Here is a 16,368-nt window from a genome sequence, read left to right on the forward strand (position 1 = left end):
TCGCGCGCGAGTCCGATCCGCTTCCTCAGGTCTTTTCGCGGGGCCGCCCAGGCCTTGTCTGGCTCTAGCTCGCGAGCCTTTGAACAAGCTTTGGCCAGGTAGCGCGGCATGCAAAAGGGCGACCCTGGGGTCGCCCTTTTTTTGTGGCCGTTCCCCGGCTAGCCGTGGGGATGCGGCTCGGACTTCGCCTGCTGGGCGGTATTGGTGTCGGGCAGGTTGTCCGGCGGCACGGCCAGGGCGCGCAGGGCGCCGGACATGATCTCGCTGAAGGTCGGCGCCGAGACCAGGCCGCCGAAGTAGCCTTCCTTGGTCGGGGTATCCAGCATCACCGCCAGCACCAGCTTGGGATCGGCCGCCGGCGCCATGCCGACGAACATCGAACGATAGGCGTGCTCGGTGTAGCTGCCGGAGCCGGCCTTGCGCGCGGTACCCGACTTGCCGGCCACGTGATAGCCGGGCACCCGGGCGCGGATCACGCCGCCGTCGTCTTCCACCACGTGGTTGAGCATCATGCGGATGCGCCGGGCGATGGTCGGGTCCATGGCCTGGACACTCTGCTGCTTCTGGTCCTTGAGCAGGGTCAGGGGCGTCAGCTGGCCATCGTTGGCGATCACCGAGTAGGCCTGGGCCAGTTCGGCGACATTGACCGCCAGGCTGTAGCCAAAGGACATACTGGCCGTGGCGATCTGCGACCACTTGGTGTGGCCGGGCAGGTAGCCGGCGTTCTCGCCCGGAAAGCCCAGCGCCAGGGGATTGCCGAAGCCGACCCGGCTGAGCTGCTCGTAGATGGGCAGCGGCCCGATCTGCAGGGCCACCTTGCTCATGCCGATGTTGGACGAGTTGAGCAGTACCCCGGTCATGGTCAGCACGCCGCGCTTGGCCACGTCGTGGATGGTATGACCGTCGATGGTCATCCAGCCCGGCGCCACGTCCACGGTGCTGTTCTCGTTGAACTTGCCCGAGGCCAGGGCCACCGACATGCTGAACGGCTTGATCACCGAACCGGGCTCGAAGGCGTCGGTCAGGGTGCGGTTGCGCATGTTGGGGATCTGCAGGGTGGCGCGGTTGTTGGGGTTGTAGGAGGGGAAATTGGTCATCGCCAGGATCTGGCCGGTCTTGGGATTGACCAGCACCGCCGACCCGGACTGGGCGCCGAACTTCTCCACCGCGGTCTGCAGGGCGCGATAGGCGATGAATTGCAGGCGCAGGTCGATGGACAGGGCGACGTCCTTGCTCGGTCGCGGCTGGCGCACCACGCGGATGTTCTTGACCACCGAGCCGCGCGGATTGATCAGCACCTCGCGCACGCCGCCCTTGCCGGCCAGCCAGTCCTCGAAGCCGAGTTCCAGCCCCTCCTGGCCATGGCCGTCGATGTTGACCATGCCGATCACCTGGGCCACCAGGTCGGAGCTGGGGTAATAGCGCTTGTATTCCTTGATCTGGCGGACCCCGGGCACGCCGAGGGCCATGATGTTCTCGCCGTCGATGGGCGACAGCGCCCGGGCCAGGTAGAGGAAGTGCTTTTCCGGATGGCCGAGGATCAGGTTGCGCAACTCGGCTTCGGGCTTGTGGATGGCCTGGGCCAGGCGCCCCAGCTGGTCGGCGCTGTCCTGCATCTCGGCCGGATTGCACCAGATGGTCACCACCTCGGTGGAAACCGCCAGGGGCGCACCGTTGCGGTCGGTGATCATGCCGCGGGTGACCGGAATGGGAATGTGGCGCACCGAGCGGCGGTCGCCCTGGTCGCCAAGGAAGGCGGCGTCGATCAGCTTGAGGTAGGTGATGCGGCCGGCGACCACGCAGGTCAGCAGGATCAGCACGGCGACCACGACATAGAAGCGATAGCGGGGTGCGGCCGTCATGGCGGCTCCTGCGCGAGAAGGGGGCTTGGGCATGGTCACAACTGGTTACAACCGTCAGGGACGCGCATGGTAACTGGTCCAGCCATCGGCCGGAAACCGCTGGGCGGTCCGGGGCGGTACACTGCGCACATGAGCGACATCCCCCTGCACGACCTTTCCCCCCCTACCGTGACCTGCGAGAGCTGTCAGGCCTGGTGCTGCCGCCAGGAAGTCCTGCTGTTCGACGATGCCGGCGTGCCTGCCCGCTACATCGAGGAAGACTGGACCGGCACCCGCATGAGGCGTCTCGACGACGGCTGGTGCGCGGCCCTGGATCGCGAGCAGATGAACTGCAGCATCTACGAGGTGCGCCCCTGGGTCTGCCGGATCTTCGACATGGCCGGCCCGGAATGCCTGGAAGAACGGGCGGACATGAAAAGGGCAATGGAGAGCGGTGATTTCTGAGGCATTCGCCTGAAAGGTGAACCGTCCGGGTGGTCCCATCGCGGCTATGGGCCGCTCCTACGGAACCATCCGACCTCTGTAGGAGCGGCCCATGGCCGCGAACAGCCTAGCACCGGAGTTCCACAGAAGCGGCCGCATCGGCGGACTGCCATGGCCGCGAGCGCTAGTATACGTGCTGTTACTAACGCAGCTTCTGCGGCTTGTAGGCGCAATAGTTCGGGCGCGGGCCGACCCTTGGGTGGTTGCGGCAGGTTTCCGGGCGCTGGTCGTAGATGGTGCACAGCCGCGTCTTGGGATGCAGATAGATGCAGTCGTTGTTGGACAGCCGCACCAGGGTGAACAACCCGGTCTTGGCATTGAGGCGTTCGACCACGCCGTCCTTCTTGAGCCGCTTGGCGATGTCCTTGAGCGGCTCGCCCTTCTCGAATTCATCCACCACGCCCATGCGGATCAGATCGGACAGGCGGGCCTCCACCGGCAGGGTGCAGCAGCTGGACACGCAGTCCAGGCACATGGCCTTGTCGTAACGAATCCAGGTTTCGGTGCGATCGAGATCGGCACCGAGAATGCGCAGTATCTGAGCCATGGCTTACTCGGCGAAGGTGACCTGACCATTGGCCAGGGAGGCGACACGGGCCAGGGATTCGACGCGATAGCCCTGGGCATCCAGTTCGGCGCGACCGACCTGGAAGGACTTCTCGATGACGATGCCCAGGCCGGCGACCTGGGCCCCGGCCTGACCGATGATGGAGATCAGCGCCTTGGCCGCCTTACCGTTGGCAAGGAAGTCGTCGATGATCAGCACCCGGTCGTCGGACGACAGATGCATGGTCGAGACGGCTATGGTGCTCTCGGTCTGCTTGGTAAAGGAATAGACACTGGCGACCAGTAGATTGTCGGTCAGGGTCAGCGACTGGTGCTTGCGGGCGAAGATCACCGGCACGCCCAGCTCCAGGCCGGTCAGTACCGCCGGGGCGATCCCCGAGGCTTCGATGGTCACGATCTTGGTGATGCCGGCGTCGGCGAAGCGGCGGGCGAACTCCTGACCGATGTCGCGCATCAGCGCCGGATCAATCTGGTGGTTGAGGAAGGCATCGACCTTGAGCACCTGCTCGGAGAGTACTTGGCCTTCGCTGCGAATCTTGGCTTTGAGGCGTTCCACGCGGACGGTCCTTTAACGGCAACGCCCGGGCCTGAGTACAGGACCGGGTCTGGGAATACGGGAGGGCGGCGATTGTGCCCTATCTTTCAAGAAAGTCGTTAGTTTGCCGACAAATCGTCCTATAGGTATCCGCAACGGATAGCCGACGCTTGCCGGTGGCTGGCACAGGAGTGGTCGAACATGGGTGTTTTGTTGTCACCGGGGATTCGCGTGCTGAGCCAGTTCGGCTTCGCCCGCAAGTTCGCCCTGCTGCTGGTGCTGTTCATCCTGCCCCTGGCGGTCAGTCTCTGGCTGCTGGGCGCCGATTTCCAGGCCAAGCTGGCCACCGTCAGTGGCGAGCGCAGTGGCGTGCGGCTGCTGCAACGGCTCGACGCAGTGGAGGAGGAACTCACCCTCCGGCGCAACCTGACCGCGCGCTGGAAGGCGATCGACACCAGTCGCCAGGAGACGCCGGCCGTGCAGGCCGCCGTCGCCGCCCTGGAAAGTCGCAACGACAGCCGGCGCGAGCGGCTCGCCCGGCTTGAACAGCAACTGGGGATCGAAGGGGCCGGCGCGGATGTGCAGGCGCGCTTCAAGACCCTGCAGCAGGCGCTCGCCGGGCTCGAGGTCGCGGATCTGCGCGGCCTGGGCTGGTGGCCGGACGGCTACGACAGATTCACCGCCGCCCTCGGTGCCGTCCAGGCGCTGCGCGAGGAAATCGCCCTGGACAGCGGCCTCATCCTCGATCCCTGGATGGAAACCTATCTGCTGATGCAGATCGGCACCACCCAGTCGGTCGAGTTGTACGAACGCCTGGGCCGCCTGGCCAGCGTCGGCCAGGCCAGTGTGGTCTCCGGCCAGTTCAGCCTGCAGAGCCGCCTGCAGCTGCGCGACCTGCGCGCGCGCGTCGGCGACTCCAGCGAAAGCCTGGCCAAGGTCGCCGTCCTGCTCGGCAACAAGCTGCCCGCCGACATGGCCGGCTGGAAGGACGACTACCAGAAGGTCAGCAGCCAACTGGACGCCAGTCTCAAGACCCTTGATCAGGGGGTATTCGGCGGCGAGATCACGCTCAGGCCGGAGCAGTTCGAAGCCACCCTGGACGGCGTCCTGCAAGGTCTGCAGACCTTCCGCCAGCAGACTCTGAAGAACCTGGATCAACGGCTGCAATACTATGGCGCCGATGCCGTGCGCAGCTTTGGCGCCATTGCCGCCGGCTTCGGTCTGCTGCTGGTGGTGACCTGCTATCTGCTGCTGTGCATGCAGGCCGCCATTCGTGGCAGCGCCCGGCGCATCACCACCCTGGCCGAAGGCCTGCGCGACGGCGATCTGACCCGCTCGGCGCAGGTGAGTGGCCAGGACGAACTGGCCGAGATCGGGCGCGCCCTTGACCTGGCCGTGGTGCAGTTGCGGGGCAGCCTGCAGGCGGTCGAACAGGAGAGTCGCCAGGTGGGCACGGCTTCCGGCGAGCTGGGTCAGCAGGCCGAGGCGGCGCTGGGCGCCGTGGAGGCCCAGCGCCAGCAGATCACCCAGATCGCCACCGCCGCCACCGAACTGGCCGCCACCGCCCAGGGCGTGGCGCGGAGTTGCGAAGAGGCCGCCGGCCGTGCCGAGCAGATGCGCGGCATCGCCGAGGCCAGCCAGAGCGACAGTCGTCAGACCACGGCCAGCATCCAGCGCCTCAACCAGCGCCTGGACGAGACGGCGGCGGCCATGGCCCAGGTCAATGCCCAGGCCGGGCAGATCCAGCAGGTGGTGGACGTCATCCGCGGCATCGCCGAACAGACCAACCTGCTGGCGCTCAACGCCGCCATCGAGGCGGCCCGGGCGGGTGATCAGGGAAGGGGATTCGCGGTGGTCGCCGATGAGGTGCGTTCGCTGTCGCAGCGCACCCAGGCCTCCACGGCGCAGATCGCCGGGACCGTCGGCAGCCTGAGCGGCACCGTGGCCCAGGCCGTGTCCCTGATGCAGGATGCCTGTGGCCAGGCCGCCAGCGACGCCCAGTCGATCACCGGGCTGGGAAGGCGACTGGAAGAGATTGCCGAGTCGGTACAGGGCGTCTCCGACACCCTGGTGCAGATCGCCACCGCCGCCGAGCAGCAGGCGGTCACCGCCGATCAGGTCAGCGGCAATATCCAGCAGGTCGATGGGGCCGCGGCCGATCTGCTCGGCAACGCGCGCACGGTGCAGAGCACGGCGGTGGGTCTGGAGGCGGGCAGTCGCACCCTGACGGCCAACACCATCCGTTTCCGCCTGGGCTAGAACGCAGAAGGGGCGCCTCTCAGGGCGCCCCTTCCAGTCACAGAATGGCTGATCAGGCGCGGGTATCGAGCAGCCGGCCCAGGGTTTCCTGCGAGGCCTGCATGACCTTGGTACCGGCCAGCGCCTGGTACTTGCCGACATCCAGATTGACCAGTTCGCTGGCCAGATCGGCCTGGCTGTTGGTGGTCGCGCCCAGGGCTTGCTGCTCGTTGCGCGCCGTCTGGGAGGCGAGGGCGGCACCGGCCTTTTCGACCGTGCGGCTACCGTTCTGGTAGGCCTGCACCCCGGCATAGAGCGAATTGCTTGAAGTCACGTTCATGGACAGGGTCCTCGACGGTGATGTCAAAGGGCTATTGAAGCAGCTTTGACGCCAAAGAACCAGCAGTCCGTGTCGCCGCCTGTGTCCGGCTATTGCCGGATAGTCGCCTGGTTGCCCTGGCCGCTCTGGCGCAGATCGAGGCCGTTGCCTGGGCTTGCCTGACTGATCGAGGCGTACTGGCCAGCGCCCTGCTGGCTGGCGCTGACCCGGGCATCGCTGGTCAGCCCCGCCTGCAGGAGATGGCCGTCGCCCACCTGCTCGACGCCGAGTTCGACGTTGTCGCCCACCCAGACCGCACTGATCTCGTTATCGTTGCCCTGGGCAGCCAGGATCAGGTGGGAATCGTTACCGCCGATCAGGACGCCGGCGCTGTTGCGCTGGCCCTGCTGTTGCAGTTCGAGGCGATTGCCGTTGCCGGTCACGCTCGCCTGGACCGCGTTGTCGTCGCCCCGCTGGCGCACGCTGACGCTCTGGGGGCGATCGGCGCGGCTGTTCTGCTGCACCGCCGCGCTGTTGCGCTGGCCGATCTGGACCAGCTCCGCGTCCTGCTGTCGCGTGCTCTGGCGAATCGTCGCCCGGTTGTCGTCACCCCGCTGCTCGACCACCGCCCGATTGGCACCGCCGCCCTGCAGCAGCTCGACCTCGTTGCGCGCGCCCAGGCTCAGTACGTCCTGGACATGATCGTCGCCCACCTGCCTGAGTCGCGCGGCGCTGTCGCGACCGTCCTGGAACAGATTCAGTCCGTTGCGCTCGCCCTGTTGCTCGATGCGCAGCCGCTGATCGTCACCGCCCTGGCGTACCAGGGCTTCGTCGAGCAGGCCGCGCTGGACGATGTCCACCGTGTTGCGCTGGCCATGGCCCTGATAGACATAGGCATGGCTCTGGCTGGCCTCGCGCTGGTCGATGAGGACCTCGCGCGCACCGCCGGCCGCCTGGGTGACATTGGTGAAGTTGCCGACGCCGCCCTGCTCGACGCGGGTACGGTCGCCTTGGGAGGCGCTCTGGGTGAGATAGGCCTGGCTGGCACGACCGCTCTGGCTGACCTCCAGGGTGCCCTGGCGGGTATCGGGTTCCTGGCTCAGGAAGGCGCCGAGGCGCTCGCCGCGCTGCTCCACGAGGGTCTGGTTGTCCAGCGCCCAGGCATGGCTGGTCAGGCCGAGCAGGCCCAGGCAGGTCAGGAACTTGAAGGTAGGCACTGGGGCGATCCGGCAGCGGTAGACAGGGCAGTCTGCCGCCGGCCTGGCCCTGCGGCCATCGCCCGAAAGACTGATATCAGCCCGGCAGGCGCAGGTGCGCGGCGACCGCGGCGGGAGTGGCCGCGGCCAGGTGCGGCACCGTGCCCAGGCAGGGCGCCGGCAGGCGTTCGTGCAGGGTGGCGAGGTTGTCGTCCAGCCGCAGGGTGGCCGGGGCCACCAGATTGGCCACCCAGCCGGCCAGTGGCAGGCCGTCGGCGAGGATGGCCTCGGCGCTGAGCAGGGCGTGGTTGATGCAGCCCAGGCGTACCCCCACCACCAGGATCACCGGCAGACCCAGCTCGCGGGCCAGATCGGACAGGGACTCGCGGCCGGCCAGGGGCACGCGCCAGCCACCGGCGCCTTCCACCAGGCTGAAATCGGCCTGCAGCGCCAGGATCCGCCGCACTGGCGCGGCCAGGGCGGCGACGCTGAGGTCGATGCCGGCTTCGCGGGCCGCCAGGTGAGGGGCGATGGCGGGTTCCAGGGCGATGGGATTGATGTCGCTGTAGCCGAGCGGTAGCGAGGTCTCGCCGAGCAGCGCCAGGGCATCGCCGTTGCGCAGCCCCTCGGCGGTGCGCTCGCACCCGGAGGCCACCGGCTTGATCCCGGCGGTGGCGAGGCCCTGCAGCCGGGCTCGGTGCAGCAGCCCGGCGGCGGTGGTGGTCTTGCCGATCTCGGTGTCGGTGCCGGTGACGAAATAGGCGGGCATGGCGGTCATTCCTTGCGCAACAGGACGTGGATCACCTGGTAGGTGGCGGGCAGCCCGGCGGGCTCGCGCAGGCCCTCGTAGGCCTGGGTGAAGGCGGCCAAGCGCTGGCGCCCGGTGAGGCCCTGGGGGCGCCCCTGGTTGAGGTTGTGGGCGCCGATGGCCTTGAGGTGCTGGGTCAGGGCGCGCAGATCGGGGAAGTGCAGCCGCTCGGGTGCGACCTCCAGCGTCAGCACCTGCAGGCCGCTGGCCTGGGTGGCTGCGGCATAGGCCGCCTGCTGACGGAAGCGATTGACGTGCACCTGGTCGTCCACCCGGGCCCAGCTCTGGCGCAGTTCGTCGAGGGTGCCGGCGACCAGGCTGCTGAAGGCCAGCACACCGCCTGGCCGCAGGATGCGGCGCGCCTCGGCGAGCACGGCGGGCAGGTCCGGGCACCATTGCAGGGCCAGACTGGAGAGGACGAGATCGCAGCAGGCGTCGCGCAGCGGCAGGCGTTCGGCGTCGGCGGTCAGGTAGTGGCCGGCACCGGCGCCCTGGGCACGGGCATGGCGGAGCATGCCGGGCGCCAGGTCCAGGGCCAGGCCTTCGGCCTGCGGATGGCGCTGGGTCAGGACGCGGCTGCAATAGCCGGTGCCACTGCCCAGATCCAGCCAGCGTTGCGGATGCAGAACGGGTAGCCGGGCGAGCAGGCCGTCGGCGACCCGGCGTTGCAGCAGGGCGGCGCCGTCGTACTGCGCGGCGGCGCGGGAAAAGGACAGCGCCACCTGGCGCTTGTCGGGCAATACGTCAGCCATCGCGTCCTGCATAGATGAATTCACGGATACGGGTGGCCACCTCGTCCGGGCGTTCCAGGGGCAGGCCATGGCTGGCGTGCTCCAGGACCTCGATCTGGGCGTTGGGCAACTCGTCGCGCAGGGCCTGGGCAGCCGTCGCCGGGACCAGGGCGTCATGGGCGCCGAACAGGTGTAGCTGGGGACCGCTGAAGGCCTGCAGGGCGGCGCGGGTGTCCAGGCGCGCGAGCAGCTCCAGACCGGCGATGACCACCTCGGGGTCGATCTCGGGCAGGGTCACCTGCAACTGGCGGGCAAGGGTGCGGCTGTCGCGCGCGCCCTGGGCCACCAGCAGGGTGAAACGCCTGAGGGTCTGGTCGGCGTCCAGCGAGCAGGCCTCGAAGAAATCGGTGAAGACGCTGCGCGCCATGGCGGTCTGCCAGCCAGCGCGGGCGACGAAGCAGGGATTGCTGGCCAGGGTGATGAGGCCGTGCACGCCCTGGGGGCGGCGCAGGGTGAATTCGCTGGCGAGCATGCCGCCCAGCGACCAGCCGGCCAGCCAGCCGCCCTCGGCGATGCGGGCTTCCAGGTCGGTGAACCAGGCCTGGGTGTCGGTCAGGGTCGGCAGCGGTTCGATCAGCACGTCGAGAAAGGGTGCCTGCTCGACGAGTTCGTCACGCAGGGGCTCCAGCGGAGCGTTGCCCAGGCCCCAGCCGGGCAGCAAGATCAGGGTATCGCGCATGGGTCGGTCACTTATCCGCGTCAGGCGGTAATTCGGCCATGGCCTGGGCCAGAGCGTCGAGCAAGAGGTCCACGTGCGCTTCGCGATGGGCCGCCGTCAGGGTTACCCGCAGGCGGGCACTGCCGGCCGGTACGGTGGGCGGTCGGATGGCGGTGACCAGGATCCCGCGTCGGCGCAGGGCGGCGGAGAGTGCGAGGGCGCGCGCGCTGTCGCCGACCAGGATGGGCTGGATCGGCGTGGCGCTGAGCATAAGGTCCAGGCCGAGAGCCGTCGCGCCCCTGCGGAATCTCTGGATCAAAGTGTGCAGAAGCTCACGGCGCCAGCCTTCCTCACGGACGAGCTGCAGGGCGGCGAGGGTGGCGCAGGCCACCGCCGGCGGCTGGCTGGTGGTGTAGATGTAGGGCCGGGCGAACTGGATCAGGGTCTCGATCAGCGCTTCGCTGCCGGCGACAAAGGCCCCGGCGGTGCCGCAGGCCTTGCCCAGGGTGCCGACCAGCACCGGGACCTGACTCTGGTCCAGGCCGAAATGCTCGACGATGCCGCCACCGCTGGCGCCCAGGGTGCCGATGCCGTGGGCATCGTCCACCAGGGTCCAGGCGCCGTGACGCTGGGCGACCTGGCAGAGTTCGGGCAGGGCGGCCAGATCGCCATCCATGCTGAAGACCCCGTCGGTGACCACCAGGGTGTCGCCTTCGGCCTTGGCCAGGCGCGTGGCCAGGCTGGCGGGATCGTTGTGCAGATAGCGGCCGAAGCGCGCGCCGCTGAGCAGGCCGGCATCGAGCAGGGAGGCGTGGTTGAGGCGGTCCTCCAGCACCGTGTCGCCACGCCCGACCAGGGCGGTGACCGCCGCCAGGTTGGCCATGTAGCCGGTGGAGAACAGCAGGGCGCGCGGCCGCCCGGTGAGTTCGGCCAGGGCCTCTTCGACTTGGTGGTGCGGACCGCTGTGGCCGATCACCAGGTGCGAGGCGCCACCCCCCACCCCCCAGCGCTCGGCGCCCGCGCGCAGGGCGGCGATCACCTGGGGGTGATTGGCCAGGCCCAGGTAGTCATTGCTGCAGAAGGCCAGCAGGGGTTCGCCATCCACCACCACCTCGGGGCCCTGGGGCGCTTCCAGCAGCGGGCGGCGCCGATAGAGGTGCTCGGCGTGACGCTGGGCCAGGCGGGCGGCGAGGTCGAAGGCCATGGGGTTCTCGTTGATAATGGTTCAGAGCGCCCTCACCCCAGCCCTCTCCCAGGGGGAGAGGGGGAAGAGCAGGAGGGAGCGCGGAGTCAGGCGGTGGCGGCGTCGTAGAAGAGTTCGCCGTTGCGCTGTTCCACCAGGGCCTGCTCGATGGCGGCCTGGTGCACCTCGTCGGCGTGCTCTTCGCGGGCTTCGGGCTGGATGCCGAGGCGGGCGAACAGCTGCATGTCCTTGTCGGCCTGGGGGTTGCCGGTGGTCAGCAGCTTCTCGCCGTAGAAGATGGAATTGGCGCCGGCCAGGAAGGCCAGGGACTGCATCTGCTCGTTCATCTGCTCGCGACCGGCGGACAGGCGCACATGGGACTTGGGCATGAGGATGCGCGCCACCGCCAGGGTGCGGATGAAGTCGAAGGGATCGACGTCCTTCTCGTCGGCCAGCGGGGTGCCCTGGACCTTGACCAGCATGTTGATCGGTACCGACTCGGGATGCTCGGGCAGGTTGGCCAGCTGGATCAGCAGGCCGGCGCGGTCGTCCACCGACTCGCCCATGCCGAGGATGCCGCCGGAGCAGATCTTCATCCCGGCTTCGCGGACGTAGGCCAGGGTCTGCAGGCGCTCGCCGTAGGTGCGGGTGGTGATGATGCTGCCGTAGAACTCCGGCGAGGTGTCCAGGTTGTGGTTGTAGTAGTCGAGGCCGGCGTCGGCCAGGGCGCGGGTCTGCTCCTGGTCCAGGCGGCCGAGGGTCATGCAGGTCTCCAGGCCCAGCGCCTTGACGCCTTGTACCATCTGCAGGACATAGGGCATGTCCTTGGCGGACGGGTGTTTCCAGGCGGCGCCCATGCAGAAGCGGGTCGAGCCGATGGCCTTGGCCTCGGCGGCCGCCTCCAGCACCTTCCGCACCTCCATCAGCTTTTCCTTTTCCAGGCCGGTGTTGTAGTGGCCGGACTGGGGGCAGTACTTGCAGTCTTCCGGGCAGGCGCCGGTCTTGATCGACAGCAGGGTGGAGACCTGCACGCGATTGGGATCGAAGTGCTGGCGATGCACGCCCTGGGCCTGGAACAGCAGGTCGTTGAAGGGCTGCTGGAACAGGGCGCGGACTTCGGCGAGAGTCCAGTCGTGACGCAGGGCGGTAGCGCTCATGGGAGATCCTCGATGCAGGGGGCGGCCGGGTGCCGGAGCGGGGCCGGTGAGTGCGGTCGACCTTAGCCGAAGTATGGGTTGACTACTGTTCATAAAATGAGCAATTGCCGGATTTTTTGCAGGGAGATTGATGGAGTCGTAGGTTGGATTGAGCGCTAGTGGAGCCCAACAAGGCTGGCACGGTGCTGGTTGTTGGGCTTCGACGGTGGAGCCGTCTCAACCCAACCTACGCGCTAACCCCCTCTCTTCGGGAGAGGATTGGGGTGAGGGCGAAGCCTAGAGCATCCGCTCCAGCCCCACCGCCTTGACCACCCAGGCGTTGAAGCGCCGCCAGGCGCTGCCCGGTTCGTGGTGCAGCACCCGGGGCTGGCCGTCGCGCTCGCTGACCCACTCCAGCCGCACCTGTCCGCGATCCTCGACGCGCTTGACCGCATAGGAGACGCTCGGGTCCATGCCCTGCAGCATCAGCTGGCGCAGGCGACCGGTGAGGGCCGGGCTGTCCACCAGGATGCCGACCTCGGTGTTCCACAGCACCGAGCGCGGATCGAAATTGAAGGAGCCGATGAAGGACCAGCGCCCGTCGATGGCCATGGCCTTGCTGTGCAGACTGGATTCGGATTCGCCAAAGCTGTAGGGCAGGGCGGAGCGTTTCTGGTCCGGGCGGGCGCGCAACTCATAGAGCCTGACCCCCTGGGCCAGCAGGGCCGCGCGATAGGGCGCATAGCCGGCGTGCACGGCGGGTACGTCGGTGGCTTCCAGGGCGTTGGTCAGTACCCGGACGTCCACGCCGCGGGCGGCCAGGCCACCCAGGTAGGCGACCCCTTGATTCATCGGCACGAAGTAGGAGGAGACCAGCAGCAGTTCGTGCTGGGCGCCGTCCAGGGTCGGTTGCAGCTGATGGGTGAGCAGCAGCTGCCAGTCCGGTTCGTCTTCGGCCAGCACCTTGCGCGGCGCATCCCAGAATGCCTGGGCATGGGCCCAGGTCAGCTCCCGCAGCCAGCCGTCGAGCTGGGGCGCGGTGGCGTAGCGCCGCAGGCGGTTGTACAGCGCCAGGTCGCGGGTGCGTTCGCTGTCGAGGTAATGATGCAGCCGCGCGCGCAGCCGCACCAGCGCGGTGGGCGAGGGGGCGAACCAGCGCAGCCGCCGGGCCGGCTGGCTCAGCGGACTGTTCCAGTACTGGTCGAAGCTGGTGCCCAGCTGGCGCGCCACCGGGCCGGCGGCGAGCAGGTCGAGATCGGTGAAGTTCATCTCCGGGCGGGCATCGAAGTACTCGTCACCCAGGTTGCGGCCGCCGACGATGGCCACGCTGTCGTCGGCCAGCCACAGCTTGTTGTGCATGCGGCGGTGCTGATGGTTGAGATCCACCAGGCGGCCCAGGGCCCGGGTCGGACCGGTGCTGCGGCCCAGGTGCAGCGGATTGAAGACGCGGATCTGCACATTGGGATGGGCCGCCAGTACGGCGATCTGGTAGTCGTTGCCGTCGCTGCTGGTGTCGTCGATGAGAAAGCGGATGCGCACGCCGCGATCCGCCGCCTTGAGCAGTTCGTTGACCAGCAGCCGCGTGGTGAGGCCGTCGTGGACGATGTAGTACTGGATGTCCAGGCTGCGCTGGGCCTTGCGAATCAGCTCGGCGCGAGCGGTGAAGGCATCGGTGCTGGTTTCCAGCAGACGCAGACCCGACAGGCCCGGATGGGTGGCGCCGGCCGTGCGCACCTGGCTGTCCAGGGCGGTGCCGGCGACCGGCAGGACCTGGGAGGCGTGGCGCGGAATCGGCGTGGCGCAGCCGGCCAGCAGCGCCAGCAGCAGGGGTACGAACAGGCGGATCACAGGCTGTCCTTGAGGCGATACCAGAGCATGCCCAGGGCCAGCAGCGGCGACCTCAGGTGGCGACCGCCGGGAAAGCGCGCATGGGGCACGCGGGCGAACAGGTCGAAACCGGCCGACTGGGTGAGGATGGCCTCGGCCAGCAGGTGACCGGCCAGGTGGGTGGCGTTGACCCCATGACCGGCATAGGCCTGGGCATGGAAAACATTGGGGTGCTCGCGCAGCCGGCCGATCTGCGGCAGGCGATTGGCGCCGATGCCGATCATGCCGCCCCAGGCGTAGTCGATGCGGACCTCGGCCAGCTCGGGGAACACCTCCAGCATCTTCGGCCTCATGTAGCCGGCGATGTCCCTGGGATCGCGTCCGGAGTAGTGGCAGGCGCCGCCGAACAGCAGGCGGCGGTCGGCGGAGAGGCGGAAGTAGTCCACCGCCACGTTCTGGTCGCAGACCGCGCGATTGCCCGGCAGCAGCCGCGCGGCGCGTTCGGCCGAGAGCGGCTCGGTGGCGATCACATAGCTGCCGGCCGGCAGGACCTGGGCGGCGAGATCGGGTTGCAGGTCGTCGATATAGGCGTTGCAGCAGAGCACCAGGGTCTCGGCCGAGACCCGGCCGCGGGCGGTGTGGACGCGCACCCGGGGGCCGTATTCCAGGCGGATGACCTGGCTGTCCTCGAAGAGCTGCACGCCCAGCGCCCGGGCCGCGGCGGCTTCGCCGAGGGCCAGATTGAGCGGATGCAGGTGGCCGGAGCCCTCGTCCACCAGGGCGCCCTGGTAGCGGTCGGAGCCGACCACCTCGGCCAGTTGGGCCTTGGGCACCAGGCGCAGCGGATGGGGATAGCCCAGGGCCTGCAGCGCGGCATGCTCTTCCTGCAGGTGCTGCCAGTGGCGCGGCTTGTTGGCCAGGTCGGCGAAGCCCCAGGTGAGGGCGCAGTCGATGCCGTGGCGGGCGATGCGCTGACGCACCAGGTCCACCGCCTCGAAGCCCAGGCGCTTGAGTTCGCGCACCCCCTCGGTGCCAACGACCGGTTCGAATTGCTCGACGTCATGACCGACGCCGCGGATCAGTTGGCCGCCGTTGCGGCCGCTGGCGCCCCAGCCGATGCGGCGGGCTTCCAGCAGCACCACCCGGGCGCCGCGCTCGGCCAGTTCCAGGGCGGTAGTGAGCCCGGAAAAGCCACCGCCGACCACGCAGACATCCGCCTGGACCTCGCCCTCCAGGGGCGGAAGGTCCAGTTCCAGATTGGCGGTGGCGGCGTAGTAGGAAGGCGCGTGGGGCTGCATGGCGACGTCTGGCTGACCTGGCGAAGGCGCAATCCTAAGCCGCCGGGCGCCCGGCTACCAAGGTGAAACTCATCGGCAGCTGGGCGTCCTGGTCTTGATAGAGGTCGTAGTCGACCTCGCGATTGGAGTGCGGATGCTCTTCCAGCCGTTGCAGCGCCAGGCCGGCATCCAGGCAGGCGGTGACGATGGCGCCCAGGGTGTGGATGTGCCAGTAGCTCGGCGCGCCCTGGCCGTGATCAAGGCCGTCGTAGGCGATGAGGTGGTCGCTCACCAGCGGCTCGCGGCGGAAGTAGCTGTAGCGCGGCACCAGCGGCTGATCCGCCTGGGGCTCGAAGACTTCCAGGAAGGGATGGGTCTCGTAGATCACCAGGCGCCCACCCGGGGCCAGCAGGCCTTGCACCGCGGCGAAGAAGGCCGGCAGATCGGGCATCCAGTTCAGCACGCCGATGGTGATCAGCACCAGGTCGTGCTGGCCGAGTCCGGCGGGCAGGGCATAGATGTCGGCCGCCACCAGTCGCGGCGCCAGGCCCGCCGCCGCGGCCAGCTGCTCGCCCTGGGCGAGAAAGGCCGGCGACTGGTCGATACCCAGCGCGGGACGGCCGCCAAGGCTGGCCAGGGAGAGCAATTCGCGGGCGTTGTTGCAGCCGACCTGGGCGCAACTCAGGCCGCGGATGTCCAGCTCGGTGAGGGTGCGGGTCAGGCAGTCATCCAGGACCGAGAATCCGGGTTGCCGGACCTGCTCCAGCAGAGTCTCCCAGTCCTCGCCCCGGGCATGGAGCGGCGCCGACAGCTCCCAGGCCTGGCGATTGGCGGCGGTGATGAGTTGGCGTTGGCGGGGATCCATGGCGTGGCCTGCTTGGCGATCTGACGAAAGAGCGCAGCCTAGACGCCCGGCGCCGGGATCGCCAGGCGCGCGCTAATCCGGCACCGGCAGACTCAGGGTCTCCTTGATCTCTTCCATCACGATGTAGCTCTTGGATTCGCGCACATGGGGCAGCTTGAGCAGGATGTCGCCGAGCAGCTTGCGATAGGAGGCCATCTCGGAGATGCGCGCCTTGACCAGGTAGTCGAATTCGCCGGAGACCAGATGGCATTCCAGCACCTGGGGCAGCTTGAGCACGGCGCGGCGGAATTCCTCGAAGGTGTCGCCGGACTTGTAGTCCAGGCTCAGCTCGACGAACACCAGCAGCCCGGCCTTGAGGTGCTGCGGATTGAGGCGGGCGTTGTAGCCCTGGATGATGCCCTCGCGCTCCAGGCGACGGACGCGCTCGGTGCAGGGCGTGGTGGACAGCCCCACCCGTTCGCCCAGCTCGGTGAAGGAGATGCGGCCATCGTCCTGGAGGATGCGCAGGATGTTGCGGTCGATCTTGTCCAGCTCGCGTCTGGCCTGGTGATGGGTACGCATCGCGGGGGTCTCTGCCAAAGGGGTCTTTACCGGAAAATTACTCCGAATATAGGCAATTCTTC

Annotated in this window: 16 protein-coding genes; 2 read left to right on the plus strand and 14 right to left on the minus strand. The window is 68.2% G+C overall.

Annotated elements, in window-relative coordinates:
• Nucleotides 1–158: 158 nt before the first annotated feature.
• Nucleotides 159–1,862, minus strand: coding sequence for a peptidoglycan D,D-transpeptidase FtsI family protein (locus OMP44_RS11415; RefSeq protein WP_187980583.1), 1,704 nt, complete (start codon nucleotides 1,860–1,862; stop codon nucleotides 159–161).
• Nucleotides 1,863–1,991: 129 nt separating this feature from the next.
• On the opposite strand from OMP44_RS11415, the gene OMP44_RS11420 reads away from it, so the two are divergent.
• A complete protein-coding gene (locus OMP44_RS11420; RefSeq protein ID WP_280308175.1) occupies nucleotides 1,992–2,306 on the plus strand; it encodes a YkgJ family cysteine cluster protein in 315 nt (104 codons plus the stop codon).
• A 181-nt stretch (nucleotides 2,307–2,487) separates the two neighbouring features.
• Here the strand turns inward: OMP44_RS11420 and OMP44_RS11425 are convergent, their stop codons facing one another.
• A complete protein-coding gene (locus OMP44_RS11425) occupies nucleotides 2,488–2,892 on the minus strand; it encodes a YkgJ family cysteine cluster protein (protein ID WP_093255091.1) in 405 nt (134 codons plus the stop codon).
• 3 nt (nucleotides 2,893–2,895) lie between these two features.
• Entirely contained in the window at nucleotides 2,896–3,468 is a 573-nt protein-coding gene (locus OMP44_RS11430) for a xanthine phosphoribosyltransferase (RefSeq protein ID WP_044343057.1), read from the minus strand.
• Nucleotides 3,469–5,061: 1,593 nt separating this feature from the next.
• Between OMP44_RS11430 and OMP44_RS24980 the strand changes: the two genes are divergently transcribed.
• Nucleotides 5,062–5,706, plus strand: a complete 645-nt coding sequence (locus OMP44_RS24980) for a methyl-accepting chemotaxis protein (protein ID WP_431312638.1) — start codon at nucleotides 5,062–5,064, stop codon at nucleotides 5,704–5,706.
• 52 nt (nucleotides 5,707–5,758) lie between these two features.
• On the opposite strand, the gene OMP44_RS11440 is transcribed toward OMP44_RS24980, so the two are convergent.
• The 11 genes from OMP44_RS11440 to OMP44_RS11490 all read right to left on the minus strand — a co-directional run bounded on the left by OMP44_RS11440 (nucleotide 5,759) and on the right by OMP44_RS11490 (nucleotide 16,306).
• A complete protein-coding gene (locus tag OMP44_RS11440) occupies nucleotides 5,759–6,025 on the minus strand; it encodes a hypothetical protein (protein WP_058791715.1) in 267 nt (88 codons plus the stop codon).
• Between the two features lie 89 nt (nucleotides 6,026–6,114).
• On the minus strand, nucleotides 6,115–7,221 hold the full coding sequence (locus tag OMP44_RS11445; protein WP_280308192.1) for a hypothetical protein: 1,107 nt from the start codon (nucleotides 7,219–7,221) through the stop codon (nucleotides 6,115–6,117).
• A 76-nt stretch (nucleotides 7,222–7,297) separates the two neighbouring features.
• Nucleotides 7,298–7,969 carry a dethiobiotin synthase gene (bioD, locus tag OMP44_RS11450; RefSeq protein ID WP_280308195.1) on the minus strand — a complete coding sequence of 224 codons (672 nt, stop codon included), beginning with the start codon at nucleotides 7,967–7,969 and terminating at the stop codon, nucleotides 7,298–7,300.
• Nucleotides 7,970–7,974: 5 nt separating this feature from the next.
• On the minus strand, nucleotides 7,975–8,772 hold the full coding sequence (bioC, locus tag OMP44_RS11455) for a malonyl-ACP O-methyltransferase BioC (RefSeq protein WP_280308198.1): 798 nt from the start codon (nucleotides 8,770–8,772) through the stop codon (nucleotides 7,975–7,977).
• Nucleotides 8,753–9,478 (minus strand): alpha/beta fold hydrolase, encoded by a 726-nt coding sequence (locus OMP44_RS11460; RefSeq protein ID WP_280308201.1) that lies wholly within the window; start codon nucleotides 9,476–9,478, stop codon nucleotides 8,753–8,755. The genes bioC and OMP44_RS11460 overlap by 20 nt, the downstream gene beginning before the upstream one ends.
• 7 nt (nucleotides 9,479–9,485) lie before the next feature.
• Complete coding sequence (gene bioF, locus OMP44_RS11465) at nucleotides 9,486–10,661, minus strand: 8-amino-7-oxononanoate synthase (RefSeq protein ID WP_133862047.1); 1,176 nt, start codon at nucleotides 10,659–10,661, stop codon at nucleotides 9,486–9,488.
• An 86-nt stretch (nucleotides 10,662–10,747) separates the two neighbouring features.
• Nucleotides 10,748–11,797 carry a biotin synthase BioB gene (gene bioB, locus OMP44_RS11470; RefSeq protein WP_280308206.1) on the minus strand — a complete coding sequence of 350 codons (1,050 nt, stop codon included), beginning with the start codon at nucleotides 11,795–11,797 and terminating at the stop codon, nucleotides 10,748–10,750.
• 276 nt (nucleotides 11,798–12,073) lie between these two features.
• Complete coding sequence (locus OMP44_RS11475) at nucleotides 12,074–13,624, minus strand: phospholipase D family protein (RefSeq protein WP_280308208.1); 1,551 nt, start codon at nucleotides 13,622–13,624, stop codon at nucleotides 12,074–12,076.
• The gene (locus OMP44_RS11480; protein ID WP_280308211.1) at nucleotides 13,621–14,901 is read right to left on the minus strand and encodes an NAD(P)/FAD-dependent oxidoreductase; all 1,281 of its coding nucleotides are present in this window, start codon (nucleotides 14,899–14,901) and stop codon (nucleotides 13,621–13,623) included. Before OMP44_RS11480 ends, OMP44_RS11475 begins: the two co-directional genes overlap by 4 nt.
• 34 nt (nucleotides 14,902–14,935) lie before the next feature.
• The gene (locus OMP44_RS11485) at nucleotides 14,936–15,745 is read right to left on the minus strand and encodes a class I SAM-dependent methyltransferase (RefSeq protein WP_280308213.1); all 810 of its coding nucleotides are present in this window, start codon (nucleotides 15,743–15,745) and stop codon (nucleotides 14,936–14,938) included.
• A gap of 72 nt (nucleotides 15,746–15,817) precedes the next feature.
• Nucleotides 15,818–16,306: an Lrp/AsnC ligand binding domain-containing protein gene (locus tag OMP44_RS11490; protein ID WP_007159864.1), complete on the minus strand. Its 489-nt coding sequence runs from the start codon at nucleotides 16,304–16,306 to the stop codon at nucleotides 15,818–15,820.
• Nucleotides 16,307–16,368 lie beyond the last annotated feature (62 nt).

The organism is Pseudomonas flavocrustae (assembly GCF_029872515.1).
Classification (GTDB): Bacteria; Pseudomonadota; Gammaproteobacteria; order Pseudomonadales; family Pseudomonadaceae; genus Chryseomonas; species Chryseomonas aestiva.